Origin of the sequence: Nonomuraea gerenzanensis (assembly GCF_020215645.1) — a bacterium.
Taxonomy (GTDB): Bacteria; Actinomycetota; Actinomycetes; order Streptosporangiales; family Streptosporangiaceae; genus Nonomuraea; species Nonomuraea gerenzanensis.
The window spans coordinates 9,611,772-9,637,349 of record NZ_CP084058.1 but is presented as its reverse complement, the minus strand read 5'-3'; the positions used below and the strand labels follow the sequence as shown (position 1 = coordinate 9,637,349).

Genomic DNA, 25,578 nt, shown 5'->3' with positions numbered 1-25,578 from the left:
GTGCCCGGGTCACCTTCTTCGAGGTTTTTCGCCATGTCTGACGCATTCGTCATCTGCTCCGGGCTGTCCTTCTCCTGGCCCGACGACACCCCCGTCTTCACCGGCCTGTCCTTCAGCGTGGGCGGTGGCCGTACCGGTCTGGTCGCGCCGAACGGCGCGGGCAAGAGCACGCTGCTCAAGCTCATCGCGGGGGAGCTGCGGCCGTCCGGCGGCGACGTCTCCGTCAAGGGCGTGCTCGGCTACCTGCCGCAGAGCCTGCCCCTGACCGGCGACCTGACCGTGGCCGAGGTGCTCGGCATCGCCCCGGTGATCGCCGCGCTGGACGCCATCGAGTCGGGCGACGCCTCCGAGGAGCACTTCACCACCATCGGCAACGACTGGGACATCGAGGAGCGCACTCGCGCCCAGCTCGACCGGCTCGGCCTCGACGGGCTCGACTTCGGCCGCAGGCTCGGCACGCTGAGCGGCGGCCAGGTCGTCTCGCTCGGCCTGGCCGCGCAGCTCCTCAAGCGGCCCGACGTGCTGCTGCTCGACGAGCCGACCAACAACCTCGACCTCGCGGCGCGGCACCGCCTGCACGACCTGCTCGGCGACTGGAACGGCTGCCTGCTCGTGGTCAGCCACGACCGCGTCCTGCTCGACCGCATGGACCGCATCGCCGAGCTGGAACGCGGCGAGGTGCGCTTCTACGGCGGCGGCTACACCGCCTACGAGGAGGCCGTGCGCACCGAGCAGGAGGCCGCTGAGCGCAGCGTGCGCAGTGCCGAGCAGGAGCTCAAGCGCGAGAAGCGGGAGATGCAGCAGGCCCGCGAGCGCGCCGAGCGCCGCGCGGGCAACGCCGCCCGCAACCTCAAGAACGCCGGCCTGCCCCGCATCTTCGCCGGCAACATGAAGCGGGGCGCCCAGGAGTCGGCGGGCCGGGCGGGCCAGATGCACGCCGCCCGGGTCAGCGACGCCAAGGCCAGGCTCGACGAGGCCGGGCGGGCGCTGCGCGACGACCAGCGCATCGCACTGGAGCTGCCGGGGACGAACGTGCCCGCCGGGCGCACGGTCTTCCAGGGCGAGCACCTGCAGGCGCGCGGCCTGTTCGCCGAGCCGGGCCTCGACCTGACCGTGCGCGGCCCCGAGCGCATCGCGCTGACCGGCCCCAACGGCGCGGGCAAGTCGACCCTGCTGCGCATGATCAGCGGCGACCTCACGCCGGACGGCGGCACCACGCGCCGGGCCGACGGCCGGGTCGCCTACCTGTCACAGCGGCTCGACCTGCTCGACCTCGACCGCACCGTGGCGGAGAACCTGGCCGACGCGGCCCCCGGCATGCCCGCGCCCGAGCGGATGAACCTGCTGGCCCGCTTCCTGTTCCGCGGCCAGCGCGCGCACCTGCCGGTGGGCGTGCTGTCCGGCGGCGAGCGGCTGCGCGCCACGCTCGCCTGCGTGTTGTGCGCCGAGCCCGCGCCGCAGCTGCTGCTGCTCGACGAGCCGACCAACAACCTCGACCTGGTCAGCGTGGGGCAGCTGGAGAGCGCGCTGGCGGCGTACGAGGGGGCCTTCATCGTGGTCAGCCACGACGAGCGGTTCCTGGCCGAGATCGGGGTCGAGCGGTGGCTGGAGCTGTCGGAGGGCCGCCTGCTGGAGTCATGAGAAAGGCCGCGGCGGAGCCCGGCTCCGCCGCGGCCGGTCGGCGTGATCTCAGAGTCGCAGACCCACCAGCAGCGGGTCGTGGTCGGAGGAGCGGAAGGCGTCGGGCGCGTACAGGTAGGGCGGGTTGAACTCGGTGTTGTAGTCCATGAACCGGCCCTCGTCGGCGTTGACGTGCCAGATGGTCGCGCCGGTCACCAGCTTGCGGGCGCCCTTGTCGGCCAGCACGTGGTCCAGCTCGCCCGACAGGCCGTCGAAGACGTAGCTGTAGCGCTCGTCCGGCTCGACGTACTTCTTGCTGAGGCTGGTCAGCCCGGCGTCCTCGAAGGTGTCGATCGGGTCCTCCTCGCCGTAGGCGTTGATGTCGCCGAGGACGAGCGCGTTCTTCAGCTTCAGCTCCTCGATCAGGGACAGCACGGCCTGCGCCTGCTTGACGCGCTTGGCGTTGTAGCAGCTCTGCCCGTCACCCTGGTCGGCGTCCGGGCCGGTGGCGGGGCCGTCCACGTCGGTGCAGCCCTTGGACTTGAAGTGGTTGACCAGCACCGTGAACGTCCTGCCGTGCCCCTTGGCCGGGCCGAAGGTCTGCACCAGCGGCGGCCGGTTGAAGATCGGGTCGGCCGAGGAGCGCGCCGGGCCGATCGGGGTGACCTTGGCCGGCTGGTAGATCAGCGCGGTCTGGATGAGGTCGGTGCCCGGGTTCGGGTGGCTGATCGCCCGGTACGTGCCCGCGCCCGCCTTGGCGTTGAGCGCGTCCACCAGGGCGTTGAGCGCCACGTCGGCGTTGCGCTCGACCTCCATCAGCCCGGCCACGGCGGGGTCGAGCGTGGTGATGTTGGCCACCAGCTTGGCGAGCTGACGGTCCCGCTCCTCGGCGGTGGTGGCGCCGCGCGAGCCGAGCGTGGTGAACCAGTTGAGCGTGTTGAGGCTGGCCACGCGGACGTCGCCGCCGACCCGCTCGGGGCGGGCGGGGCGCGGGTTCTTCGCGCGGAAGAGCACGGGCTCGATCGGCTGGACGCGGTAGACGTCGAAGCCGTAGGTGAGGATGCCGGTCAGGTCGCGCACCTCGTCACCGACGCGGACGCTGTTCGAGCCCTGGGTGTGGTGCGGCAGCGTGGCCGGGTTCTGCGCGTTCGAGCCGTCGTCGAGCAGGATCCTGCGCCGCGCGTCCCTGTCGGGGTCCACGCCCTCGCGGTCGGTCGGCTGGTAGAGCCGCTCGTCCTCGGCCAGGAGCAGCTCGCCGTACCGGGCCAGGTTGTAGGTCTCGGAGATCGCGAGGTCGTCGTCGAAGGTGACGAGCATGCCCTCGTAGCGCTCGAAGGTCAGGCCCTTCCTGAGCGGCAGGTCGATCTCGGTGCCCCTGACCGTGCCGGTGCCGCAGACGTTCACGGCGGTGGCGGGGGAGATCTCGGTCAGGCCGTTGTACTCGATCGCCTTGCCGGAGACGAGCACCCGGTCACCGGCCTTGACCGGCGAGGAGGAGTACACGAACAGGCCCTCGGAGGTCGCCGGGTCCGCGTCCGGCCCGGCGGCCTGCAGGTAGAAGCCGCCGAGCCCGCCGGAGCCCTGGAAGGAGGCGGTCACCACGCCCTCGACGCGGACGTTCTGCCCCGCGACCGGGCTGGCGTCGCCGTTGCCCTGCACCTGCGGGATCTGGTGCGTGGCCGGGGTGTCGCAGCTCTCGGTGGGGGTGGGGGTCGGGGTCGGCGTGGGCGTCGGGGTGGGCTCGCCGCCGTCGCCGCAGGGGGCCGCGGCCGTGGCGCTGTTGCGCGGTGCCGGGGCCGCGGTCTCGAAGTCGGCGCCGTTGTCGTCGGTGTCGGCGCAGCCGCCGCTCTTGCGGAACCCGCCGGTGGCGTTGGTGAGCGCGGGGGCGGGGGTGCCCTCGGAGAAGTTCGCGGTGCCGTACCCGACGAGGTCGGCGAGCTGCGCGAGCTGGGCCTCGGAGCAGGCGGTGGTGGAGCCGTTGCAGGCCAGGCCCTCGGCCGAGCGCACCAGCGCCACCTTGCCCGCGGTGCCGCTCATGTTGATCGAGCCGACGCTGTCGGGCTGGGGCAGCGCGCCGCTGGGCGTGCTGCCCGCGGCGAGCTGGAGGAGGTGGTACTGGCCGGGCGCCAGGGTGCCGGCCAGGTCGGCCTTGTTGGAGGCGAAGTTCCCGGTGCCACTGGCGCTGGTGTACTGCACGGACCAGCCGTCCAGCGAGACGGGGGCGGCGCTGCGGTTGAACAGCTCGACGTAGTCGTTGGAGAGGGGGGCGCCGGTGTTGCCGCCTCCGCCGTAGACCTGGCTGATGACCACGTTGCCTGGCGCCGCGGCGGCCACGGAGGGTGAGGACAGGGCGGCGATCGAACCGGCGAGGCCGGCTACGACGAGGATCGCCGGGACCCGGGACTTAACACGCATGACGGGGAGCGTAAACCGACAAACGACGAAAAATCCTGTCTCGGGCGTGGACGAGTCATGAAATCTTGAACATTGACACTTCGTGTCCATTCGGGGGCACCGATGTGTGGGCTTCGGCCGATGCGCGCGTGCCGCCGGCGTCACCCGGGGCTCTCACGGCGACAACACGAAGCCCTCGTACCCCTTGGCCACGATCTCGTCACAGGTGGCCCGGTAGGTGCCGACGCCGCCGGCGTACGGCATGAAGACCCGCGGTTTGCCGGGGACGTTCGCGCCCAGGTACCAGGAGTCGGCGCGCGGGAAGAGCGTCTGCGCCGCCACCTCGCCCACGTGCCGCATCCAGGCGTCCTCGGCGTCCGGATCGGCCTCGATGACGGTCGCGCCCGTCCTGGCCAGGTGCTCCAGGCAGCCGGCGATCCACTCCACGTGCTGCTCGATGGAGACGAACATGTTGCTGAGCACCGACGGGCTGCCGGGGCCGGTGATGGTGAACAGGTTCGGGAACCCGGCGGTCATCAGGCCCAGGTACGTGCGGGGGCCGGCCGCCCACTTCGCGCGCAGCGGCACGCCGCCCGTCCCCGTGATGTCGATGGCGAGCAGCGGCCCGGTCATCGCGTCGTAGCCGGTGGCGTAGACGATGGTGTCCACCTCGTACGAGGCCGCGGCGGTGCGGATCCCGGTCGCCGTGATCTCCTCGATCGGCGCGGTCCGCACGTCCACGAGCCGCACGTTCGGCCGGTTGAAGGTGGCGTAGTAGTCGGTGTCGAAGCAGGGGCGCTTGGTGCCGATCGGATGGTCGCGCGGCGACAGCAGCTCGGCCACCCGCGGGTCATCGACGATCTGGCGGATCTTCCCCCTGACGAACTCGGCGACCAGCTCGTTGGCCCGCGGGTCCACCGCCGTGTCGGCGAAGGCGCCGAGGAAGCCGGGGCCGCCGTGCGCCCACCGCTTCTCCAGCTCGTCGAGGCGCTCCTGCTCGGACGCCTCCAGGGCCGAGCCCGGGTTGAAGGTGGCCGCGATGCCGAACGGGGAGCCGCGCATCGAACGGCGCATCTCGGCGTGGTTGTCCTTCACCCAGCGGGCGTACTCGGGCCGCATCGGGCGGTTCCACGCCGGGATCGTGTAGTTGGGCGTGCGCTGGAAGACCGTCACCTCGGCGGCCCGCTCGGCGATGACCGGGATGATCTGGATGCCGGAGGAGCCGGTGCCGATGACCGCGACCCGCCTGCCCGCGAAGTCCACCTCCTCGTGCGGCCAGCGCCCGGTGTGGTGGCTCTCGCCCCTGAAGGAGGCGGCGCCGGGGAAGGCGGGGATCCGCGCGTCCGACAGGCAGCCCACGGCCGTGATCAGGAACCGGGCCGACACCCGGTCGCCGCGGTCGGTCTCCACCTGCCAGCGGGCGGTGGCCTCGTCGTAGGCGGCGCGGGTGACCCGCGTACGGAACCGCATGTCGCGGCGCAGGTCGAACCGGTCGGCGACATGCTCGGCGTAGCGCAGGATCTCCGGCTGGGACGGGTAGCGCTCGGTCCAGTCCCACGCCTGCTGCAGCTCCTCGGAGAAGGAGTAGCAGTACTCGACGCTCTCCACGTCGCAGCGGGCGCCCGGGTACCTGTTCCAGTACCAGGTGCCGCCGACGCCGTCGCCCCTCTCGTAGAGCCGGGTGGTCAGGCCCAGGCCGCGCAGGCGGTGCAGCATGTACATGCCGGAGAACCCGGCGCCGATGACCACCGCGTCGGTGGAGGGTACGGACATGGCGATCACTCCCCGTCGGCACGACCCGTGACCGTAACCCTGACATGACCATGACGGGCGGCCAAGAGACCCGATACAGGAATGGCTCTCGACGGTTAAGGCGGATACCGCACGATATGAGTCGTTCCGCGCGGAGACGGTGGATTAGGTTCCCCGAGTGGCGGAGTTCTCCGGAGAAAAGTACCGGCCAGGTGACGGCGGATGACGACTTTATCGGTGACCGGGCACGCGGCGCTGCTCGTCACGACAGAGGTGATCGGGGCCGACGACCTGCCTGCCGGCTTGTCCGGGCGCAAGTGGCAGGCGGCCTCCGTGAGCCTGCTGCCCGGCAGGCTGGGGCGGCCGTATCTGTCCGCCTCCTGGGAGACGGAGGTCGTGCTGGCCGTCGGGGAGGGGGGCGTCCTGGGGCTGCTGCCCGTGCAGCGGGTGAAGAGCCGCGCCGTGCCGAGTGCCGTTCTCGATCCGGGCGTGCTGGCGCCGCGGCTGTTCGGTGAGGTGGAGGACGCGCGGTCGTACCTGTTCGTCGGGGGCTGCGCCGATCTGGTGGCGGGGGCGGTGACCTGTGCGGCGCTGCCCGCCGGGCAGGCGGAATCGGTGCGGCGGGCGCTCGTCGCCCGGGCGCGCGCCGAGGCCGAGCGGCGCGGCCTGGTCGCGACGGCCCTCTACGTGCGGGACGAGGAGGTCGCCGCCTTCACCCCGGCGGGCCAGGACGGCTCCCCGCAGCAGGGCCGGCGGCGGGCCGTTTCCGAGGGCTCGCCGGAGCCGGATGATCCGTGGCGGGAGCGGATCGGGCGGCTGGCCACGATCGCCGTACCGCCCGATGACGAGCGTTTCCTCGCCGGGCTCGGCCACAGCGGGCGCAGGACCGTGCTCAAGGACCGCCGCGCGGCGGCCGAGGCCGGGCTGCGGTGCACGGTCATGCCCGCCCGGCAGGCCGTGGACGCGGGCGCGGAGCTGGTCGCGGCGGTGAAGCGCAGGCACGGCATCGAGGAGCACCCCCGGCTGCTCCGGATGCGCCTGTCCCGGTGGGCGGCCGAGCCGGTGGGCGAGCGGATCGCCTTCGCGGTGCACGCCGACGACGCCGCCCAGGTCTGCCTGGCCGTCACGTTCGCCTGCGCGATCGGCGGCCGGCTGGAGATCTACGAGACCGGCGTCGCCGACGACACCCCGCACCGGCACGAGGCGTACGTGGAGAGCCTGATCCACGCTCCCCTCAGGCACGCCATGGACCGGCGCCTCACCGCCCTGGACCTCGGCCTCGACGCCGAGACGCCCAAGACGCGCAGGGGCGCCACGCTCTCCCCCGTCTGGGCCGTGAGACTGACCTGATCGCAACGTGACTGGAGGACACGTGGACAAGGCTGACGACGTGGTCCTGGCCGAATGGTGCGACGTGCTGGACGTCGACGCGCCCTCGGCGGACGACGACTTCTTCGAGCTGGGCGGCAACTCCCTGCTGGCGGTCACGCTCATCGAGCGCATCGAGTCGCGGCTGGGCGTCGAGGTGCCGCTGGAGCAGTTCTTCGTGGACGGCCGGCTGGGCACGCTGCTCGACGGCGCGCGCTCGGCCGGCGCCCGCTAGCGGGGGCCGCCATGCCCGAGCCCACCAGGCCCAGGCTGGGCGTCTGCCACCGCCCGGACGGCGCCGCCAACCTGCGCGAGATCTACGTCGCCGCCCAGGGGGTGTGCGAGGTGGTGATGCTGGTCAGGGCGGCGGTCGCGGCGGCCCATCCGGACGTCATGCGGGTCGCGGAGCGCTTCTTCGAGTGTCACGTGCTGCCGGAGCGGGGGTACGGGGAGCTGGTGGCCTCGCTCGGCCTGCGCGGCGTGACCACGTTCCACGACGACGAGCTGGAGCTCGCCGACGAGCTGCACGCGCGGGCCACCACGTCGGTGCCCCGCCCGTGGGACAAGCTCGTGCAGCGGCGCCTGCTCAAGGAGCACGGGCTCACCTCCGTGGAGGCCGTGCCGGTGGACGAGCCGGAGGACCTGGTGAAGGGGTTCGCCGAGCTGGGCCGTCCGTGCGTGCTCAAGCCCAGGCGGGCGGCGGGCGGCCAGGGCGTCGCCTTCCTCGACGACGAGCGGGACGTGCGGCGGCAGGTCGCCCTGCGGCGGGGCTGGGCCGGGCTGATGCTGGAGACGCGGATCGAGCCGGTGCCGCATCCGGCGGGTCCTGCCTGGCTGGGCAGCCTGGTCTCGGTCGAGACCCTGTCGGCCCCCGCCGGGCGCGTGCATCTCGGCGTGCTCGACAAGCTGCCGGTCGCGGTGACCAGGGGCGCCGGGCCGGCGGGCGCGGACGCGGTACACGTCCAGGGCGACATCCTCCCGTCCTGCCTGCCGGAGGAGCTGCGCCGCGCGGCCGAGCAGTACACCGGCCGGATCCTCGGCGTGCTCGGCGTGCGGTCCCGGCTGACGCACACGGAGCTGCTGCTCACGGCGGCGGGGTTCGAGCTGCTGGAGGTGAACGGGCGCCTGGCCGGGCACACGGCGCGGCTCTTCCGCCTCCTCGGCGGGCCCGACCTGGTCGCGCTGGCGCTGCGGGTGGCGGCCGGCCAGACGCCGGAGGTGGACCTGACCGCGATGCGCGGCGCGGCGGCCGGCGTGTTCCCCGCGTTCGCCGACAGGGCGGGGCCCGTGCGCACGTCGCTGAGACGGCGGGAGCTGCGCGCGCTGCCCGGTGTGTGCGCGGTGGACGAGCTGGCCGAGGACGGCGCGCCCAAGTCGGTCACGCAGTTCAGGACGGCCAACGTGACGTTGCGCGCCCCGGACCGGCCCGCGCTCGACACGGCGGTGGCCCGGGTGCTCGATGTGCTGGCGCGGGAGACGGGCGGGCGACGGTGACGCGGTGGAAGGAGTTCCTCGCGCCGCTGCGGCACCGGTCGTTCCGGTACCAGTACGCGGGCTTCTCGGTGTCCGTCACCGGGAACATGCTCAGCCTCGTCGCCCTCACGGTGGGGCTGGTGGAGGTCACCGGCTCGGGCGCGGCGGCCGGCCTCGCGCTGGGCGCCAGCACGGTCCCGCTGGTCGTCTTCCTGCTCGTGGGCGGGGTGTGGGCGGACCGGCTGCCGCGCCACCTGGTGATGGCCGGCATGGACGTGGTGCGCGGCCTGGTGCAGCTCGGCCTCGGCGCCATGATCCTGTCAGGGCAGGTGAACCTGGCGCTGCTCATCGTTGTGCAGGTGGTGTTCGGCACGGCCCAGGCGTTCCACCTGCCGGCCGCGACCGGGCTGACCCCGTTCACCGTCCCCAAGCAGGACCTGCAGCGGGCCAACGCGCTGATGTCGATCACCAGGAGCCTGTCCGGCGTCGCCGGGCCGCTGATCGCCGGCGGACTGGCCGCCACGGTCGGCGCCGGCTGGGCGCTGCTCCTGGACGGCGGCACGTTCCTCGTCAGCGCCTGGCTCGCCTCCCGGATCAGGGTGCCGGCCGCGCCGCCCCGCGCGGGCGGCGGCCTGCTCAAGGAGCTGTCCGACGGCTTCCGGCTGGTCACCCGCACCCCCTGGATCTGGACGAGCGTCGCCGGCTTCGCCTGCACGCACGTGGCCATCGCCGTGTTCATGGTCGCGGGGCCGGTGCTGGCCCTTCAGGAGCAGGGCGGCGCGTTCGGCTGGGCCCTGGTCGTCGCGGCGCTCGGCGTCGGCGACGTGCTCGGCGACCTGGTGCTGCTGGCCGGCTACCGGCCCCGGCGGCCCCTGCTGGTCGCCAGGCTGGCGGAGCTGCTGCTCGCGCCCGCGCTGCTCCTGATCGCGCTCGGCGTGCCCGCCCCCGTGCAGGCGCTGGTGATCGCGCTGGCGGGCGCCGGCATGACGGCGGCCGACTCGCTCTGGATCACCACCATGCAACAGCACGTGCCCGAGGACGCGCTGTCGAAGGTCTCGTCCTACGACTGGCTGAGCTCTCAGGCGCTGCGTCCGGCCGGGTACGCGCTGGGCGCCCTGGCCGCCGCCGACGGCACCACCGCGACGGTCGTGCTGGCCGTGATGGCGGCGGTGGTCGCCCTGCCACGGCTGGTCAGCCTCGCCTACCCGAGCGTACGAGAACTGCGCGCCCCAGAGCCCGAGCCGGCCCCGGCGAACTGATCGGAGCAGCACCATGCATGACATCGTCGCCCGGATCGAGGAGACCGCCGGGCGCTGCCGGTCCCTGACCGCGCTCAGCCTGGAGGACGGCGACCTCACCTACGGCGAGTTGTGGGCGCTGTCCTCGGTGGTGAGCGGCCACGTGGCGCCCCTGCTCGGCGGCACCCGCCGGGTCGCGCTGCGCGGCGACAGGTCCGCCCTGACCTACGCCGCCTACCTCGGCGTGCTCAGGGCGGGCGGCGCGGTGCTGCCCATGAGCCCGCGCTGGCCCGACGCCAGGACCGCCGACGTGGTGCGCGCCGCCGAGCCGGACCTGGTGCTGCTGAACGGGCCTCCCGCGCCGCGCCTGCCTCCCGGCGTGCCCGTTTTGACGGTTTCCACCGAAGGCGCCCGCGCCGCCGTCTCCGGCCCCGGCCTGGACGACGACGCCTACGTGATCTATACGTCGGGCTCCACGGGCACGCCCAAGGGGGTGCCGATCACGCACCGCGCGCTCGCGCGTTACCTCGGCCACGTGTGCCCCCTGTACGAGCTGGGGCCGGGAGATCGGGTGGCCCAGGCGGCGGAGCTGACCTTCGACGCGTCGGTGTTCGAGCTGCTCGCCACGTGGGCCACCGGCGCGACGCTCGTCGTGGCCGGGCAGCGCACCTGGCTGAGCCCCGTACGGTTCCTGCGGGACCAGCGCATCTCCCACCTCGACACCGTGCCGTCGATCATCACCCTGGCCCGGCGCACCCGTACCCTCACCGAGGGGTGCCTGCCCGACCTGCGGTGGAGCATGTTCAGCGGCGAGCAGCTCGACTACGCCGCCGTGGCCGCCTGGCGTTCGGCGGTCGGCGCGAACGTCATCGAGAACAACTACGGGCCCACGGAGCTGGCCGGCGTGTGCGCCAACCACCGGCTGCCCGCGAGCGCGGACGACTGGATCCCCACCGGTAACGGCACCGTGCCCATCGGCCGGGTGTACGGGCATCTCGACTCCGTGGTGCTGGATGGTGGTGGTGTCGTCGCGGAGGAGGGGGAGCTGTGCGTGCGCGGCGGGCAGCGCTTCTCGGGGTACGTCGATCCGGGGGACAACGCGGGGCGGTTCTTGCGGGGGGATGGGCCGTACGAGGTGGTGGACGGGGTGCCGGAGGGTGGTGACTGGTATCGCACCGGGGATCGGGTGCGGTGGGAGAGTGGCGTGCTCGTGCATCTGGGGCGGCTGGATCGGCAGGTCAAACTGCGGGGGTATCGGGTGGAGCTGGATGAGGTGGAGGCGGTGGTCCGCGGCCATGGTGGGGTGAAGGAGGTGGCTGTGGTCGTGGTGGATGCGCAGCTCGTGGCCGTGTATGTGGGGGAGGAGCTTGCTGCCGGCGAGCTGAGGAGGCATGTGGGGGCGAGGGTGCCCGATTACATGGTGCCGGTGGTGTGGCGGCGGGTGGCGGCGTTGCCGCTGACGTCCAGTGGCAAGGTGGATCGGGGGGCGCTGGTGGAGGAGGTGCGGTGATGGCGGGGGTGCGTGGGGTTGAGCGAGAGGGCCGGGCGCCTGCCGCGCCTGCCGCGCCCGCTGACTCTGCGGCGCTGCTCGCGGAGCTGGAGGCGCTCGCCGGGCGGTGGCGCCTGGGCGCGGTCGCAGGGCTGGATCCCGCCGGGCTGACGCCGGAGCAGGCGCTGCGGCTGGCCATGCGGCTCTCGACCCGGCTGGGCACCGACGTGCGCGTGCCCGACGTCCTGGCCAGTGCTTCGCTGCCCGAGCTGGTGCGGCGCGCCGCTACCGGCGCCCTCGGCGCAGGCGCGGGCGTGACCGCACCGCTCGGCGGACGCGTGGGCGCGTCCGGCCCGACCGGCGGGAGCGCGGGCGTGCCCGTCCCGCTGTCCCACGGCCAGCAGCGCTTCCTGCTCGACGAGACGCTCGCACCCGGCCAGGACGACAACCACGTCGTCCTGGCGTACCTGCTGTCGGGCCCCCTCGACCCCGACGCGCTGACCGCCGCCTACGACGACGTGGTGCGGCGGCATCCGATCCTGCGCACCGTCCACTACTGGGACGACGAGCACGGCCCCCTCCAGCGCGTGCTCCCCCCGGACCCCGGACGATCACCCCCGGCCGCCATCCCCACGGCCTGCCTCCCACAACCCACCACCCCCACGACGGCCGCGGCCGAGATCTGCGCCGACTGGTGGGACCAGCCCTTCGACCTGGAGGAGCACCCCCCGCTCCGGGCCCGCCTGGCGCGGCTCGGCCCCGAGTCCTGGCTGCTCTGCCTGAGCCTGCACCACATCGTCTTCGACGGCCGATCCGAGCTGATCCTCCTCGAGGACCTCGCGACCGCCTACGCCGCCCGTGCCTCGGGCCGCGCACCCGGCTGGGAGCCGGTGCCCGGTTACCACCATTACGCGCAGTGGGAGCACGACATGGTGGAGCGGTGGGCGGACCGCGACCTGCCGTTCTGGCGGGAGCTGCTCGACACGGAGCCCCCACCCCTGCTGCCCGCGCCCGCGCTCACCGACCAGGCCGCGCGCCACGAGCACGAGATCGTGCTCGACGCCGGGGCCGTGGGCGAGCTGTCGGCGGCGGTGCGCACGCGGGGATCCGTCCCGCTGGCGAGCGTCCTGTACGGCACGGCCCGCGCGCTGGGCCGCGTCTTCTGCGCCGACCGGCTGAACCTGGCCACCGTCGCCTCGGGCCGCTTCGAGAGCGTGTTCAACCCCGTCATCGGCTGCTTCGTCAACCCCGTCGTGCTGCCGTTCGAGGCGGTGCGGGACGGCCGTGCGGAGGAGCGCGTGGCGGAGACGGCCCGCCTGACCTTGCGGGCGCTGCGCCACGCGCGCACCCCGTACGACCGGCTCGTGCGCTCCCTGCGGCCGGGGGTCGCCCGCGTGCCTCTGTACGAGGTGATGGTCGCCCTGCAGGCACCTCTGGAGGCCGGTTCGTTCGGCGGCACGGAGCTGGTCGTCGAGCCGGTGCGGGTCCGCGCGCCCCGGGCCGGCGCGCCGCTGGTCGTGGAGGTGGAGCCGCAGCCGGACGGTGGCTGGGCCGTCGCCGCCCGGTGGCGGGGGGACGTGGTGGACGAACGGTCGGGGCGCGAGGTGGTCGACGAGGTGGCGTCCCTGCTGACCGCCCTGCGCGCCCGCTGAGCATCACCCCGCCGGAGCGCCGCCGCGACAGACCACCCCGCCAGGCCGCCGCCGCGACGCGCCCGTCACGACAGGCGCAGCATCATGGCCGAGGCGAGATAGTGCCCGTTGAGAATCGCCACGAAGACGGAGGTGTGCACGTCCGGCCTGGGCCGATAGTTGATCAGATCCGTCTCCGCCGTGTACGTCACACTCCCGTACGGCCCCACCGAAACCGGCGAGCACGTCTCAGGCGGCAACCCGAACCGCTTGCGCAACGCGAACGCGAACCCGATACCACCCCGCAACCGCTCACCACCACCGTTACGGATCTCCCGCACAGGCCGCGCCACACTGCCCCGCACGGCATCCACGTCCACCGGCCCGTGCAGCACCACGGTCGGCTCCCCGCTCTCGCTGCTCCACCAGATGTCCCCGCACCTGCGGCACTGCAGCGTCCGCACGGTCAGCCCGTCATGAACGGCATGGCGCAGGGTCACCAGCACGGCGGTGTCCCGCAGGCAGCCCGGGCACGGCTCGTCGCGCTGGGCGACCTGGCGGAGCCCGTCGAGGCAGGGGCCGCCGTAGTTCCAGCCGGAGACGTAGATGCCGGCGGCCACCTGCCGGACGGTCCGCACCTGGAAGTCGGCGACCTCGTCCTCCAGCCGCGTCACCCGTTCGGCCAGGCCGGGCGCGAGCAGGTCGGCCGACAGCTCGCGCACCTGCTCGCGCAGGCCGGTGATCTCGACGGCGTCCGCGACGGGCTCCAGCCAGGGCAGCCGTTCCAGGCGGGGGAGGATGACGTTGTGCAGCTCGGCCAGCCGGCGCACGACGGTCTCGTCGGCGCGCGGGACGGGCGTGCTCCTGAGCGCGGCGCGCCCGCTCGGCCACGGCACGACCAGGCCGGGGTCGCCGAGCAGCCCGAACCGGTTGAGGTAGCCGTTGATGGGGTGGACGCGTTCGGCCAGCCGCTCGACGACGCGGCCCAGCGGCAGCCCGTCGGCCAGCGCCGACTCGAACTCGGCCTGGGCGCTGCGCTGCACGATGTGCACCCCCATGGCGCCGACCACCGCCACGGCCGTGCCCTCCATGAAGCCCAGGGCGAGGGCGAGGTGGTTGGGGTAGAGGTTGGCGCCCACCCCGATGGAGCCGCAGCTGTGGGTGAAGACGACGGTGGCGTGGACGTCCGCCGCGGGCAGCCGCTGGTCCTCGGTGAGGTCGGCGCGGTGGCAGCCCTCGCCCTTCATGCAGGGCATGTGACGGTAGTGCGGCTCGAAGGGCGGCAGCGGGCCGTCGATCGGGTCGGAGCGCCCGCAGATGATGCCGTCGGGCAGCCCCACGCAGCACTCCTTGCCCAGGCTGCGCACCACCACGACCTTCAGCCTGCGCTCGCGGACCACGTCCAGGCCGGCGAACTCGACGGTGTCGGCCGACTCCGAGTCCTCCAGCATGGGGTGGGAGGCGATGAACACGCGGTCCTCGCCCACCGCGCCGACCGTCAGGCTCCGGTAGACCAGGCAGGCCAGCGACGGCAGGCCGCGGGCGGTCAGCACGCCCACGGTCGCGCCGCTCGCGCCCGGCCAGTCGCCGGCCGCCGTGAGGTCCTCCGCCAGGCCCACCACGGCGACCAGCTCGCCCGCGTGCCCGGCCAGCCGCTTCAGCAGGTGCTCGGGCTCGACCCGGTGGTGCTCGCGGCCGGTCGCGGCGGCCAGCATCCGGCCGGCCGCCGCCGCGTCGCCGACGGACACCACCACGCCGGGCCGCTCCTCCCGCTCGGCCCCGGGCAGCGGGCCGTCGGGGAACAACGACCGGTACCTGCCGAGCGCGGGGCAGTCCAGCAGCGGGAAGGGGCGGCCGGGCGCCCACGTGCCGGCCCGGGCGGCGAAGTCGGCGGCGTCACGGCACAGCACGATGGCCGCCATCAGCGGGCCCGCCCGTCGGCGAGCGCGCGGGCCAGCGCGTCGAGGTTCCTGCTCCCGTCGTGGCGGCGGAGCATCGCGGCCTGCTCGGAGAGCCTGCTGTGGGTGAAGTAGTCGCGCAGCGGCGGCTGCGTCCCGAGCGCTGCGCGGACCCGCGCGCGCAGCCTGCCGACCAGCACGGAGTGGCCGCCGATGACGAAGAAGTCGTCGTCGGGCCCCTTCGGGGCGATGCCCGTCAGATCGGTCCAGACGCCGGCCAGCCAGCTCTCCAGCGGCGCCAGCCCGGCCAGGCCCGCCTGGGCGTCCGGCTTCCCGGCGGCCTCGGACAGCGCCGCCCTGTCGATCTTGCCGCTGGACGTCAGCGGCAGCCGGTCGAGCACGGTCAGCACGGGCACCATCCACAACGGCAGCCGCTCGCCCAGGTACGCGCGCAGCCGCCCGGCCAGGTCACCGGCCGCGTCCCGGGCGGGGACGACGTAGGCCACCAGCATCCTGCCGTCCCCCTCACCCTCGACCAGCACGACGCCGCCCGCCACGTCCGGGTGCGCGATCACCTGCGCCTCGATCTCGCCCAGCTCGATGCGGTAGCCGCGCAGCTTCACCTGCCGGTCGGTACGCCCGACGAACTCCAGCACCCCGCCGGGCCCGCGCCGTACGTGGTCACCCGTCCGGTACATCAGCTCGCCCGGCACGGCGGGATCGGGCACGAAGGCGGCCGCCGTCAGCTCGGGACGGTCGAGGTAGCCCAGGGCCAGGCACGGGCCGGCGAGGTACAGCTCGCCCTCGGGCACGGGCCGCAGCTCCTCATCGAGGACGTAAGCCCGGACCTCACCCAGCGGCAGGCCGATGGGGATCGAGCGGGCGTCGTCGGGGACGGCGGTGATCTCGTGCCACGTGACGAACGTGGTCGTCTCGGTGGGGCCGTAGGCGTTGAGCAGGTGACCGGGCCCCGCCGCCAGCACGTCGCGGGCCCGGCGCGGGTCGAGGGTCTCACCGCCCGTCACCAGCAGGCGCAGCGGCGCGAAGGCCGCCGGGTTCCTGGCCGCGATCTCGTGGAAGACCGACGTGGCCAGCAGCATCGCGGTGATGCCGTGCCGCCTGACCGCCGCGCCGAACTCGGCGGGGTCGGTGAGCAGGTCCCTGCTGAGGATCACCAGGCAGCCGCCGCTGGTGAGCGCCCCGTACGTCTCGAACGTGCTCGCGTCGAAGGCCGGGCTGTTGACCTGGGCCATGCGGTCGGTCGGCGTCAGGGCCGGGTCGCGCAGGCTGGCCAGGAAATGCGCGATGCTCGCGTGGGGGACGAGGACGCCTTTCGGCGTGCCGGTCGTCCCCGACGTGTAATAGATGACGGCCACCTCGTTGCCGCGCGTGACCGGCGGCGGTTCCGGCGGCATCGCGGCTATTTCCGCGCGGTCGGCGTCGACGAGCAGGGCAGGCGTTCCGGGAAAGTGCTCGGCGAGCTCTTTCACGGTGATCACGATATCGGCGCGGCTGTCCTCGGCGATGAATTCGTGGCGGGCCTTGGGCTGGGCCGGATCCATGGACACATACGCGGCGCCGGCCTTTCCTGAGGCGAGGAAGGCCGCGATGCGGTCCACCCCCTGGGGCAGGCAGACCGCGACCCTGCCGCACTGCGGCAGGCCGCGCGCTACCAGCGCCTGAGCCAGCCGGTCGGCCTCGCGGGACAGCTCGCGATACGTCAGCTCGCGCCCCGCGTCCGGGTGCTGAACGGCGGGCGCGTCGGGAGTACGGCCGACCTGCTCCGCGAAAAGACTGGAAATTGTCGGGCTCATTCTCACTCCTGATGGCAGGACAGGCGGGCACGCTCGGCGAGGAATCTCCGCTCTCGTCGGAACGGTGGCTGTTCGTTACGATCACCGTTGTGACCGATCAGCTCTTCTCCGCGGACGGCGCGCGCGATTCTTCGCCGGAACTCGTCACTGTCGCCGATCCGCGGACGGGCGCGGCGCGCCTGACGTACCGGCCGGCGCGGGAGCTGGAGGTGACCGAGGCGGTGTCGGCCGCGCGCGAGGCGCAGCCACGGTGGTCGGCGCGGGTGCCCGGCGAGCGGGCCCGCGCGCTGCTGCGCCTGGCGGAGGCCATCGAGGCGGGCGCCGGCGACTACGCGGCGGCCGAGCGGGCGGGCACCGGCAAGCCGGGCGGCGACGCCGTCGCGGAGGTCGCGCAGAGCGCCGACGTGCTGCGCTTCTACGCGGGAGCCGCCCGCACGGACCTCGCCCCCGCGGGCGGCAGGCGGCTGCCCGGGCGGGAGAGCTGGGTGCGGTGGGAGCCGCTGGGCGTCGTGGCGGCCGTGGTCCCGTGGAACTATCCGCTGCTCATGGCCATGTGGCGGCTCGCGCCTGCCCTGGCGGCGGGCAACGCCGTGGTGCTCAAGCCGGCCGAGACCACGCCCGACAGCGTCCTGCTGCTGGCCGCGCACGCGCGGGAGGCCCTGGGCCCCGGCGTGCTGACCGTCGTGCCGGGCGACCGGGAGACGGGCAGGCTGCTGGTCCGCGCGGGGGTGGACGCGGTGGCGTTCACCGGCAGCGTGGCCGGCGGGCTCGACGTCGCCGCTGCCGCCGGGCTGCGCAGGGTGAGCCTGGAGCTCGGCGGCAACTGCCCGGCCGTGGTGCTGCCGGGGGCGCCCGCGTACACGTACGCGGAGCTGGCCGCGGCCTGCACCTACAACGCGGGGCAGAGCTGCGCGGCCCCCGCCCGCGTGATCACCCTGCGGGAGAACTACAAGGAGACCGTCGAGCGCCTCGCGGAGGCGATGGCGGTGTGCGAGGCGGGCACCGGCTTCGGCCCGCTGAACAACGCCGGGCAGGCCGCCCGGCACGACCGCATCATCGCGGGTAGCGGCGCGGGCGTGGAGCACACCGGCCCGGTCAGGGCAGACGCGGGCGAGTCCGGCGGCTACTGGCGGCCCGCCCGCGTGCTGGCCGAGCTCGAACCGGACGCCCCGGCCGTCGTCGAGGAGGTGTTCGCGCCCGTGCTCACCGTGCAGGCAGCCGGGGACCTGGAGGAGGCCGTGCGGCTGGCCAACGGGCTGCCGCAGGCGCTGGCGGCCAGCGTCTGGGGCGCGGCGGTGGGGCCGGTGCTGGACCTGGCGGGCGCGCTGAACGCGGGCGAGGTGTGGGTCAACTGCCATCTGGAGCAGACCGCCGAGCTGCCGCACGGCGGGCGCGGCGGCTCCGGGCACGGCACCGACCTGAGCGTGCTGGCGCTCGCCGAGTACCAGCGGCCCAAGACGGTCACCGTACGGCTGGGGTAGCGGCACGTTCATGCGCCGGCCCCGTCCCGCTGGAACGGGCGCCTGCCCAGCCGCTGCGCCACCCGCGCCGCCAGGTGGACGGCGAACAGGTGGTAGAGGAACGGCGACAGCTCCTCGCGCACCCGGCCCGCCACCGGGAACGTCGCCTGCGCCGCCGTGTCACCGTCGTCCGCCACGACCACGACGTGCCTGCCGAGCTCGCGGGCCCGCGCGGCGATCCTCCCGGCGTGGGGTCGGGAGCGGCCGGGCGGAGCCAGCACGTACACCGGCATGTCGCGCGGGTACGCCCACCGCTCGACGTGCGCCCACTCCTCCAGATCCTGGCCCAGGGCGAACAGCCCGGCCGACTCCACCAGCTTGGCCGCCGCGAACAGGGCCGTGCCGTGACTCGGCCCGCTGCCCAGCACGACGGCGGACGCGTGCCCGGCCAGCCGCCCGGCCTCCTCGGCCGCCCGCCCGCCGGTGACCCGGTGCGTCGCGGCCACCGCGCCGGCCAGCGGCCCGAACTCGGCGTGCAGCGCCTGCGCCCCGCCCAGCCGCATCGCGACCAGCGTCAGGCCGAGCAGGCTCGCCTGGTACGTCCGCACCCCCGGCGACGGCTCCAGCCCGGGCAGGTCCACCAGCAGGATCCGCTCGGCCACCTCCGTCACCGGCGAGCCGGCCGTCCCGGTCACGGCCAGGGTGAGCGCGCCCTCGGCGGCGGCCCGTTCCAGCGCGGTCAGGACGGCGGGCGTGCGCCCCGACGCGCTCGCCGCCACCACCAGCGTCCGCCCTCCGCCCGGCCGGTGCGCCCACGGCGCGTCGTAGGCCGAGAACCGGAAGGCGCCCGCGGGCCTGCACGCCACGCCGCCGATCACGGCGAAGGCCTGCTCGGCCGCGCACGAGGCGTGGTAGGAGTCGCCGTCGCCGACCAGCCAGACGCGCTCGATCGTGCCGCGCTCGTCCTCGCCCAGCAGCCCGGCCACCCGCCGCGCGAACACACCGGTCAGCTCCCGCAAATCGTCGGCGAGCCGCTCCGCCTGCCGGATGAGGACCTCGGGGTTCACGCGATCCCCCTGACGAGCTCGACGTACCGCCTGACCAGGTCCACGTCCACGCTGCCGCCCCAGCCGCCGCGCTCCAGGCAGCGGCCCACGAAGGCGCCGTCGGCCCTGGCCAGCAGCCTGGCCGCGTTGGCGTGGTCGGTGTGGCCCGCCAGGATGACCGGCACGCCGGGGACGGCCGCGCGGACCGCGGCGATCAGCTCCGTGGTCCTGCGCTCGTCGGCGTGCCCCAGCACCACCGCGTCGGCGCCCGCCCGCACGGCCGCCCTGGCCACCTCCGGCGTCGGTTTGCCGCCGCCGTACCAGGTGAAGTGGCTGGAGTCGATGTCGGCGAGCACCCGCACACCCTGCGCTCCGATGCGGCGGCGGTACTCCATGACGCCCATCGGATCGGCCGTCACCATGCCGTGCTCGGTGAGCGTCGCGCCGACCAGCGCGCCCGCCCTGATGAAGGCGGCGCCGGTGACGGTGGCGACGGCCAGCGAGGCCTTGAGCGCGTTGCGCATGAGCTGCACGCCGACCTGGAAGCCGGGGCCGGTGGCCTGGACGATCGCGTTCACGACCAGGGTCATGGCGGCGGTCCTGGCGGCGTCCGACTCGTCGTCCACCCGGTAGACCCGCTCCACCGTCTGCACCAGGCAGCCGTCCGCGCCGCCGTCGAACAGGGCGCGGGCCGACTCGACCGCGGTCTCGATCGTGCGCGGGAGACTGCCCTCCTCGTGGTACGGGGTGCCGGGCAGCGGCTTGAGGTGCACCATGCCGATGATCAGCTTGGCCATGGCGTCACCCCGGCGAGGCCGGCGCGAAGGCGGACTCCAGCCGGCCGAGCGCGGCCCGCAGCTCCTGCTCGCGGCGCGAGCTGGTGATCCGGACGACGCCGCCGGAGAAGCAGAAGGTGAGGATGCCGGGGAAGACCGACACCCCGCTGTCGCGCAGCAGGTCGCGGAAGCACCGGTAGGAGTCGTCCCAGCCGGTGAACTCCACCATGGTGTTGATCGAGTAGTGCGGCTCCAGCACCCGCGCGGGGATCCGCGCGAGCGCGCTGCTCGCCTGGCCGCGCAGCGCCGTCAGGCCCGCCTCGCGGCGCAGCCGCTCCGCCCGGTAGGAGCGGTAGGCCGCGCTCAGCGGGCCGAGCCGCATGCCGTACGCCGGCTCGAACTCGGCCAGCTCGGCGGCGGTGGGCGTGACCAGGCCGGTCAGCAGCCAGCGCTCCATCCTGGCCAGCACCTCGACGACCGTGTAGAAGAACGACGGCGGCCCGCCGAAGGTGGTGGAGGCGTACTCGTAGTAGTCGGCCACGAACCGCTCGTCGGCCATCAGCCAGCCCACCTTCAGCCCGGGGGCCGACCAGGTCTTCGACAGGCTGGAGACGCGGATGACGTTCGGCGCGGCCCGGACGGCCGAGCACGGCCGCACCGGGCCGAGCCATTCGTGGCACTCGTCCAGCACGATCATGGTGGACGGCGAGGCGGCCCTGACGAGCCTGGCCAGGTCCGCCTCCACGACGGCGGCCCCGGTCGGGTTGCCCACCGTCTGCAGCAGGATCATCGGGGTGTCCGGCGTCAGCGCGTCGATGAGCGGCTGCAGCGAGGTGCGCCCGTCCAGCGAGGGCAGCGGCACGAGCCGCACCTGCGAGCGGCGGGCCACGGTCTCGACGAGCGGCGGGTAGTTGGGGATCGCGCACAGCGCGGGCGAGCCGGCGGGGGCCGCGCCGTGCAGGACGAAGTCCGCCAGCGAGCTGACCGCGAACGTGCCGCCCAGGGTGACCGCCACGTTCTCGGCCCGGTAGGCGGGGGTCTCCATGCGGGCGTTCTCGTACTCGGCCACGGCCTCGCGCACCGGCCGGCGGCCCCGGGAGTCGGAGTAGCCGTACCAGTCCATGTCGAGGGCGAAGCGGATGCAGTCCTTCAGCGTCTGCGGCAGACCCCACGCCTGCTCGTCGATGGACCCGCCGGACAGGATGTGCGTGGCCTGCGGGCGCAGCTCGCCGTAGAGGTCGTCGCGGAAGAACCAGTTGAACAGCTCCTTGACGAAGCGGACCGTGGCCCTGGAGCCCAGCACGTCCGCGGGCTCGACCGTGCGCAGCACCGTCGCCGAGCGCCACCGCTCGGCCTGCGCGGCCCGGTGCGCGCGGGCGCCCAGCTCGCACTCCACCCGGCCGAGCCACAGGTCGCGCAGCTCCAGCGGGTCCTCCGGGTTGCGGGCGCGGGCGTAGACGTCGAGCATCCGGTCGTCCACGGCGGGCACGAAACCGTCGGCGAAGCCGTCCCGGCCGGCGAAGGAGGCGGGCGGGCCGGGGACCGCGGGCAGGCGGGCCGGGCGTACGGATTCGAATAACCGCATGACGTGTCCTTCGGGGCTCGGCGATCACATGATGCGCAGCCGCTTGAGGTGGCGCGGGGCAGCGGAGGCCGCGGCTGCCGGCGGGCTCGCGGTACGGCCGTGGAAGAAGAAGGTGTTGTCGATGACGACGATCATGCCCCGGGCCCAGTGGACGCCCGTGGCGCAGCCGTCGTACATGGCGGCCAGCAGGCCGAGCACGGCCTGGTTGACGTCGTGCGCCGCCGCGTCCCCGAGGTGGGTCCACTCCAGCGTCTGGGAGAGGAAGTCGCGGAAGGAGAAGACGGGCCGGCCGTCCACCGTACGCAGGAGGTGCGGACCCTCGGTGCTGTGGCGGTACCGGGTCTCGCGCAGCGTCGCCGCCGCCCGCGGCCCGATCCGGTCCGCCACGGCGGCCATGGGGACCAGGACCGTCTGGGAGGCCGTCGGATCGTGGCCGGGGGCGACGCACATCAGGACGATGTAGCGCGGTTGCGCCGCGGCTCGCCTGCCGCTGCTCTCGGTGTGCAGCGACAGGGAGTTCGTCGCGAAGGGCTGCAGGGAGACGTCGGCGGTGGTCGCGTGCTCACGGCGGAGGTTGAGGACGACCTCCTCCTCGACGTAGGGCAGGACGGCCGGGTCCCGCTCCGGCTGGGCCTGGCCCAGCAGGGCGCCGAAGGCCAGGAACTGGCGCGTGGACAACGGCTCGTCCAGCCGCACGACCGCGCAGCCGGTCGAGGCCAGGCCATCCATCGTGTCGTGCACCGGGCCGCCCAGGAATCCGGCGGCCGTCGCCTCGACAATCTCTGCCGCGGGCGGCGGCAGAATGGTGCCGTTGTCGAGCAGGTTCCGCCTGGCCGTCACATGCTGATCGGTCGAATTCTCTGTGAATGCACCATGATGCATATGTCACACTCCCCGTGAACCCGAGTGCATGCTATCCGGCGCGGGATTGTTCAGCTTCTTTCAGCGTGCGCTTTCTCCCGCAGCGCCGGCCCGACCCGGGTCGCGAAAAGCTCGATGGTCTGCCAGTCGAGCGGCGGGCGGCAGCCGAGCAGGAAATCCCGCACGCCGGCCTCCGCATAAGGCAGCAGCTCTTCGACGCATTCTTCCGGCGTGCCGAAGGTGAGATATTCGGCCAGGTCGGGGGAGCCGGGCGGGAGCAGGGCGAGCCGTTCCGCGCGGCGCCGCGCGGCCTCCTCGGGGGTCGGCGCGAGGACGGCCCGGAAAGTGATCGACTGGCGGATCTCCTGGGGGCGGCGGCCCTCCTCGGCGCAGTAGCCGGCCAGCAGGCCCACCTTGCGGCGGTAGCCGTCCAGGTCGCCGGCCAGGGAGTTCCAGACGTCGGCGTGCCTGGCCACGATCCGCAGCGTGCGCCGCTCGCCGCCGCCGCCGATCACCAGCGGCAGGCGCCGCTGGATCGGCCGCGGGCGCAGGTAGGCGTCGGTCAGCCGGTAGTGCTCGCCGTGGAAGGTGACCCGCTCGCCGTCCCACAGACGGCGGATGACCTGGCAGTACTCCTCCAGCATGCTCAGGCGGGTGCCCGGGGCGGGGAAGGGCAGGCCGTACTGCTCGTAGCCGAGGTCGGGCCCGGCGGCGCCGACGCCGAACTCCAGCCGGCCCGAGGAGATGTGGTCGATGGTCGCGGCGACGGCGGCGGCCACCGCCGGGTGGCGCCAGGTGACCGCGGAGACCAGGATGGCGCAGCGCACCCTGCTGGTCCTGGCGGCCAGCGCGGCCAGCAGCGCGGGGCCGTCGAAGCAGGGGCCGTCGGGGCCGCCGAGCGGCGGGCGGTAGTGGTCGAACAACGACACCCAGTCGTATCCCAGCTGCTCCGCGCGTTGCCACAGGTCGAGACAGTCGTCGAACGTGCTGTACTGCTGGCCGGAGTGAACGCCGAATCTGAGCATGGCTCCCCATTGATCTCGTTCGGGCGGGAGTGGTCCAATGTGTCACACGAGGGTCTGGCGGGCCACGTTCTGACCGGAGGTCCAGGTGGGGATCGTCCGCACGCCGGTCGGCAGGACGAGCGGCCACGGCGGGCGTAAGCCGGCCGAGGTGCACGCGTACACGCTGGACACCGGCAACGGCTTCGCCGCCACCGTGTGGACCTACGGCGCCACGCTGGTCGAGGTCCTCGTCCCCGACAGCGCGGGGCGGGCGGAGAACGTCGTGGTCCGGCTGCCCGACCTGCGCTCCTACGAGGATCGCCGATCTCCCGCCTACGTCGGCGCCACGGTCGGGCGCTACTGCCGGTGCGTCTCCGGCGGCGCCTTCTCCCTCGACGGCGTCGTGCACGAGCTGGACCGCAACGACGGCGCGCACCACGTGCACGGCGGCCCGCTGGGCTTCGACGGCCAGGTCTGGGAGGCCGACGCGGAGACGCGCGGCGACCGGCTCGTCCTGCGGCTGACGCTGCAGAGCCCCGACGGCGACCAGGGCTATCCCGGCGACCTCACGGCCGAGGCGCGCTACGAGCTGGGCCCCGACGGGCGGCTGGTCTTCGAGTTCGGCGCGGTCACCACGGCGCCCACCATCGTCGGCCTCACCAACCACGCCTTCTGGAACCTGTCAGGCGGGTCGGAGCCGATCGACGGCCACCGGCTGGCGCTCAACTCCCGCCGCACGGTGGCGTTCGACGACGAGCTGATCCCGCTGCCCGGCCCGCCGCGCGACATCACCGGCACCCCGCTCGACTACACCAGGCCCCGGCGGCTGGACAGGGCCAGGCTCGACACCTTCTACGTGCTCGACGACCCGGCCTGGGCCGCCGAGCTGTGCCACGAGGCCAGCGGCCGGACCATGTGGGTGATCACCGACCAGCCCGGCCTCGGCGTCTACTCGGCCGATCACTACCGCACCCCCAGGGCGGGGCTCTGCCTGGAGGCCGGCGCCTGGCCCGACGCGCCCAACCGGCCCGACTTCCCCTCGGTCCGGCTCGACCCCGGGCAGCGGTACCGGCACCGCACCGTCCACGAGTTCCCCATCGCCAGGAGCTGACAGAGCACGATAGCGGTTGTCGGCCGCTGAATGGCGCAACTAGCATGCGGCTCATGTCACTAACGGGGAATTCTCCCATCGAACTGGGAGGAAATCAGGTACGTTTCGATCCCGACACCCACATTCGCAATGTGTTCAACCGCCCCGAGAGTTTCCTCTACGATTCCGACGGCGTCGTGCTGAAAGGAATCCGCGGCACGGCCGGCGCGGCCGAGCTGATCGAGCGGGGCGTGGAAGTCGGTGCCGACCGCATCACCATGGAAAGCGGCGCCGAATTCGAGCTGCACACGCATCCGGGCGCGCACATTCTCTACGTGCTCAGCTCACGCGGCTACATTCACGTGGACGGCGTCGACTACGAGATGGTCGCCGGTGACACCGTCTACGTGCCGGCCGACTACGCGCACGGGGTGAAGACCAACCACGCGGTGCGCGAGCCGCTCGAGCTGCTCTCGTTCGGCGTGCCGCACCTGCCCATCGACTCCGTGAGCCGGATGACGGTCGTGAAACAGGCCGTGGCGGCGGCCGGGGCATGACCCGGCCCGGCGGCGACGCCGACTGGGCGTGGGAGGACGGACAGGACGCGGCCGAGCTGCACGAGCTGCTCGTCCGGTCCGACGCCTACCAGGCCGGGCGTACGGGCACGGCCGCACCCGCCAGGCGGATCGAGACGACCAGGGCCCTGGTGTCGCGCGGCTCCGTCCACGTGCTGCGGCACGGCGGGCAGGCCGTCGCGTCGTTCACCCTCAGCTGCTCGCCCCCCTCGGGCCTGGACCCGTCCGCCTTCCCCGCCGCCGGCGATCCCGTCTATCTCAGCAGGCTGGCGGTCCTGCCCGAGCTGCTGGCCGAGGGCTCCTTCGCCGGCGTGCGCTGCGTCAGGCGGGCGATCAGGCTGGCCACCGCCGCGGGCGCCGACGCGCTGCGCGCGGAGGCCAACCCCGACCTCACCGACACCAGGACCATGCTGCTGGGGCTGGGCTTCGAGCAGCAGGGCCCGGTCCACGCCGACGAGACGGGCAGGCGCTACGTCCACCTCCAGAAGCTCCTACGGCAGTGAG

General features: G+C 73.7%; 20 protein-coding genes. 11 read left to right on the top strand and 9 right to left on the bottom strand.

The genetic code is table 11. The features are described 5' to 3' along the window. Window positions 1-33 precede the first annotated feature (33 nt). A complete protein-coding gene (locus tag LCN96_RS44725; protein WP_225268470.1) occupies window positions 34-1,641 on the top strand; it encodes an ABC-F family ATP-binding cassette domain-containing protein in 1,608 nt (535 codons plus the stop codon). Window positions 1,642-1,689: 48 nt separating this feature from the next. Here LCN96_RS44725 and LCN96_RS44720 read toward each other — a convergent pair whose 3' ends face one another. Together LCN96_RS44720 and LCN96_RS44715 are read right to left on the bottom strand one after the other, a co-directional pair. Beyond that, window positions 1,690-4,035 carry an ExeM/NucH family extracellular endonuclease gene (locus tag LCN96_RS44720; RefSeq protein WP_225268469.1) on the bottom strand — a complete coding sequence of 782 codons (2,346 nt, stop codon included), beginning with the start codon at window positions 4,033-4,035 and terminating at the stop codon, window positions 1,690-1,692. A gap of 153 nt (window positions 4,036-4,188) precedes the next feature. Next, the gene (locus tag LCN96_RS44715; RefSeq protein ID WP_225268468.1) at window positions 4,189-5,787 is read right to left on the bottom strand and encodes a flavin-containing monooxygenase; all 1,599 of its coding nucleotides are present in this window, start codon (window positions 5,785-5,787) and stop codon (window positions 4,189-4,191) included. 201 nt (window positions 5,788-5,988) lie between these two features. Here LCN96_RS44715 and LCN96_RS44710 point away from each other — a divergent pair, with 201 nt between their 5' ends. Genes LCN96_RS44710 through LCN96_RS44685 form a run of 6 tightly spaced genes read left to right on the top strand, consistent with a single transcriptional unit; the run spans window position 5,989 to window position 12,986 of the window. Then, window positions 5,989-7,116 (top strand): hypothetical protein, encoded by a 1,128-nt coding sequence (locus LCN96_RS44710; RefSeq protein ID WP_225268467.1) that lies wholly within the window; start codon window positions 5,989-5,991, stop codon window positions 7,114-7,116. Window positions 7,117-7,138: 22 nt separating this feature from the next. Then, window positions 7,139-7,369, top strand: coding sequence for a phosphopantetheine-binding protein (locus tag LCN96_RS44705; protein ID WP_225268466.1), 231 nt, complete (start codon window positions 7,139-7,141; stop codon window positions 7,367-7,369). Window positions 7,370-7,380: 11 nt separating this feature from the next. Further along, a complete protein-coding gene (locus LCN96_RS44700) occupies window positions 7,381-8,628 on the top strand; it encodes an ATP-grasp domain-containing protein (protein WP_225268465.1) in 1,248 nt (415 codons plus the stop codon). Beyond that, window positions 8,625-9,866: an MFS transporter gene (locus tag LCN96_RS44695; RefSeq protein ID WP_225268464.1), complete on the top strand. Its 1,242-nt coding sequence runs from the start codon at window positions 8,625-8,627 to the stop codon at window positions 9,864-9,866. The genes LCN96_RS44700 and LCN96_RS44695 overlap by 4 nt, the downstream gene beginning before the upstream one ends. 13 nt (window positions 9,867-9,879) lie before the next feature. After that, window positions 9,880-11,355: an AMP-binding protein gene (locus LCN96_RS44690; RefSeq protein WP_225268463.1), complete on the top strand. Its 1,476-nt coding sequence runs from the start codon at window positions 9,880-9,882 to the stop codon at window positions 11,353-11,355. After that, window positions 11,355-12,986: a condensation domain-containing protein gene (locus tag LCN96_RS44685; protein WP_225268462.1), complete on the top strand. Its 1,632-nt coding sequence runs from the start codon at window positions 11,355-11,357 to the stop codon at window positions 12,984-12,986. The genes LCN96_RS44690 and LCN96_RS44685 overlap by 1 nt, the downstream gene beginning before the upstream one ends. Before the next feature lie 65 nt (window positions 12,987-13,051). On the opposite strand, the gene LCN96_RS44680 is transcribed toward LCN96_RS44685, so the two are convergent. Together LCN96_RS44680 and LCN96_RS44675 are read right to left on the bottom strand one after the other, a co-directional pair. Then, window positions 13,052-14,887, bottom strand: a complete 1,836-nt coding sequence (locus LCN96_RS44680) for a hypothetical protein (RefSeq protein ID WP_225268461.1) — start codon at window positions 14,885-14,887, stop codon at window positions 13,052-13,054. Continuing rightward, a complete protein-coding gene (locus tag LCN96_RS44675) occupies window positions 14,887-16,677 on the bottom strand; it encodes a non-ribosomal peptide synthetase (protein WP_225268460.1) in 1,791 nt (596 codons plus the stop codon). The genes LCN96_RS44680 and LCN96_RS44675 overlap by 1 nt, the downstream gene beginning before the upstream one ends. Window positions 16,678-16,766: 89 nt before the next feature. Between LCN96_RS44675 and LCN96_RS44670 the strand changes: the two genes are divergently transcribed. Then, window positions 16,767-18,158, top strand: coding sequence for an aldehyde dehydrogenase family protein (locus LCN96_RS44670; RefSeq protein WP_225268459.1), 1,392 nt, complete (start codon window positions 16,767-16,769; stop codon window positions 18,156-18,158). Between the two features lie 8 nt (window positions 18,159-18,166). Here LCN96_RS44670 and LCN96_RS44665 read toward each other — a convergent pair whose 3' ends face one another. The 5 genes from LCN96_RS44665 to LCN96_RS44645 all read right to left on the bottom strand — a co-directional run bounded on the left by LCN96_RS44665 (window position 18,167) and on the right by LCN96_RS44645 (window position 23,430). Then, window positions 18,167-19,204: an SIS domain-containing protein gene (locus LCN96_RS44665; RefSeq protein WP_225268458.1), complete on the bottom strand. Its 1,038-nt coding sequence runs from the start codon at window positions 19,202-19,204 to the stop codon at window positions 18,167-18,169. Next, window positions 19,201-19,980, bottom strand: coding sequence for a BtpA/SgcQ family protein (locus LCN96_RS44660; RefSeq protein ID WP_225268457.1), 780 nt, complete (start codon window positions 19,978-19,980; stop codon window positions 19,201-19,203). The genes LCN96_RS44665 and LCN96_RS44660 overlap by 4 nt, the downstream gene beginning before the upstream one ends. A gap of 4 nt (window positions 19,981-19,984) precedes the next feature. Beyond that, the gene (locus LCN96_RS44655) at window positions 19,985-21,544 is read right to left on the bottom strand and encodes a pyridoxal phosphate-dependent aminotransferase (RefSeq protein WP_225268456.1); all 1,560 of its coding nucleotides are present in this window, start codon (window positions 21,542-21,544) and stop codon (window positions 19,985-19,987) included. Between the two features lie 24 nt (window positions 21,545-21,568). Continuing rightward, window positions 21,569-22,384, bottom strand: a complete 816-nt coding sequence (locus LCN96_RS44650) for a TauD/TfdA family dioxygenase (RefSeq protein WP_225268455.1) — start codon at window positions 22,382-22,384, stop codon at window positions 21,569-21,571. Between the two features lie 92 nt (window positions 22,385-22,476). Further along, window positions 22,477-23,430, bottom strand: coding sequence for an LLM class flavin-dependent oxidoreductase (locus LCN96_RS44645; RefSeq protein ID WP_225268454.1), 954 nt, complete (start codon window positions 23,428-23,430; stop codon window positions 22,477-22,479). 85 nt (window positions 23,431-23,515) lie between these two features. Here LCN96_RS44645 and LCN96_RS44640 point away from each other — a divergent pair, with 85 nt between their 5' ends. The 3 genes from LCN96_RS44640 to LCN96_RS44630 are packed head-to-tail and all read left to right on the top strand — an operon-like array spanning window position 23,516 to window position 25,577. Then, window positions 23,516-24,520, top strand: coding sequence for an aldose epimerase family protein (locus LCN96_RS44640; protein ID WP_225268453.1), 1,005 nt, complete (start codon window positions 23,516-23,518; stop codon window positions 24,518-24,520). 53 nt (window positions 24,521-24,573) lie between these two features. Further along, the gene (locus LCN96_RS44635) at window positions 24,574-25,056 is read left to right on the top strand and encodes a cupin domain-containing protein (RefSeq protein ID WP_225268452.1); all 483 of its coding nucleotides are present in this window, start codon (window positions 24,574-24,576) and stop codon (window positions 25,054-25,056) included. After that, window positions 25,053-25,577, top strand: a complete 525-nt coding sequence (locus tag LCN96_RS44630; RefSeq protein WP_225268451.1) for a hypothetical protein — start codon at window positions 25,053-25,055, stop codon at window positions 25,575-25,577. The genes LCN96_RS44635 and LCN96_RS44630 overlap by 4 nt, the downstream gene beginning before the upstream one ends. Window position 25,578 lies beyond the last annotated feature (1 nt).

Coding starts and splice junctions, on each gene's coding strand:
- LCN96_RS44660 (WP_225268457.1), bottom strand. CDS start 19,980: ATGGCCAAGCTGATCATCGGCATGGTGCACCTCAAGCCGCTGCCCGGC.
- LCN96_RS44655 (WP_225268456.1), bottom strand. CDS start 21,544: ATGCGGTTATTCGAATCCGTACGCCCGGCCCGCCTGCCCGCGGTCCCC.
- LCN96_RS44700 (WP_225268465.1), top strand. CDS start 7,381: ATGCCCGAGCCCACCAGGCCCAGGCTGGGCGTCTGCCACCGCCCGGAC.
- LCN96_RS44715 (WP_225268468.1), bottom strand. CDS start 5,787: ATGTCCGTACCCTCCACCGACGCGGTGGTCATCGGCGCCGGGTTCTCC.
- LCN96_RS44680 (WP_225268461.1), bottom strand. CDS start 14,887: ATGGCGGCCATCGTGCTGTGCCGTGACGCCGCCGACTTCGCCGCCCGG.
- LCN96_RS44685 (WP_225268462.1), top strand. CDS start 11,355: ATGGCGGGGGTGCGTGGGGTTGAGCGAGAGGGCCGGGCGCCTGCCGCG.
- LCN96_RS44690 (WP_225268463.1), top strand. CDS start 9,880: ATGCATGACATCGTCGCCCGGATCGAGGAGACCGCCGGGCGCTGCCGG.
- LCN96_RS44635 (WP_225268452.1), top strand. CDS start 24,574: ATGTCACTAACGGGGAATTCTCCCATCGAACTGGGAGGAAATCAGGTA.
- LCN96_RS44675 (WP_225268460.1), bottom strand. CDS start 16,677: ATGAGCCCGACAATTTCCAGTCTTTTCGCGGAGCAGGTCGGCCGTACT.
- LCN96_RS44725 (WP_225268470.1), top strand. CDS start 34: ATGTCTGACGCATTCGTCATCTGCTCCGGGCTGTCCTTCTCCTGGCCC.
- LCN96_RS44645 (WP_225268454.1), bottom strand. CDS start 23,430: ATGCTCAGATTCGGCGTTCACTCCGGCCAGCAGTACAGCACGTTCGAC.
- LCN96_RS44710 (WP_225268467.1), top strand. CDS start 5,989: ATGACGACTTTATCGGTGACCGGGCACGCGGCGCTGCTCGTCACGACA.
- LCN96_RS44630 (WP_225268451.1), top strand. CDS start 25,053: ATGACCCGGCCCGGCGGCGACGCCGACTGGGCGTGGGAGGACGGACAG.
- LCN96_RS44720 (WP_225268469.1), bottom strand. CDS start 4,035: ATGCGTGTTAAGTCCCGGGTCCCGGCGATCCTCGTCGTAGCCGGCCTC.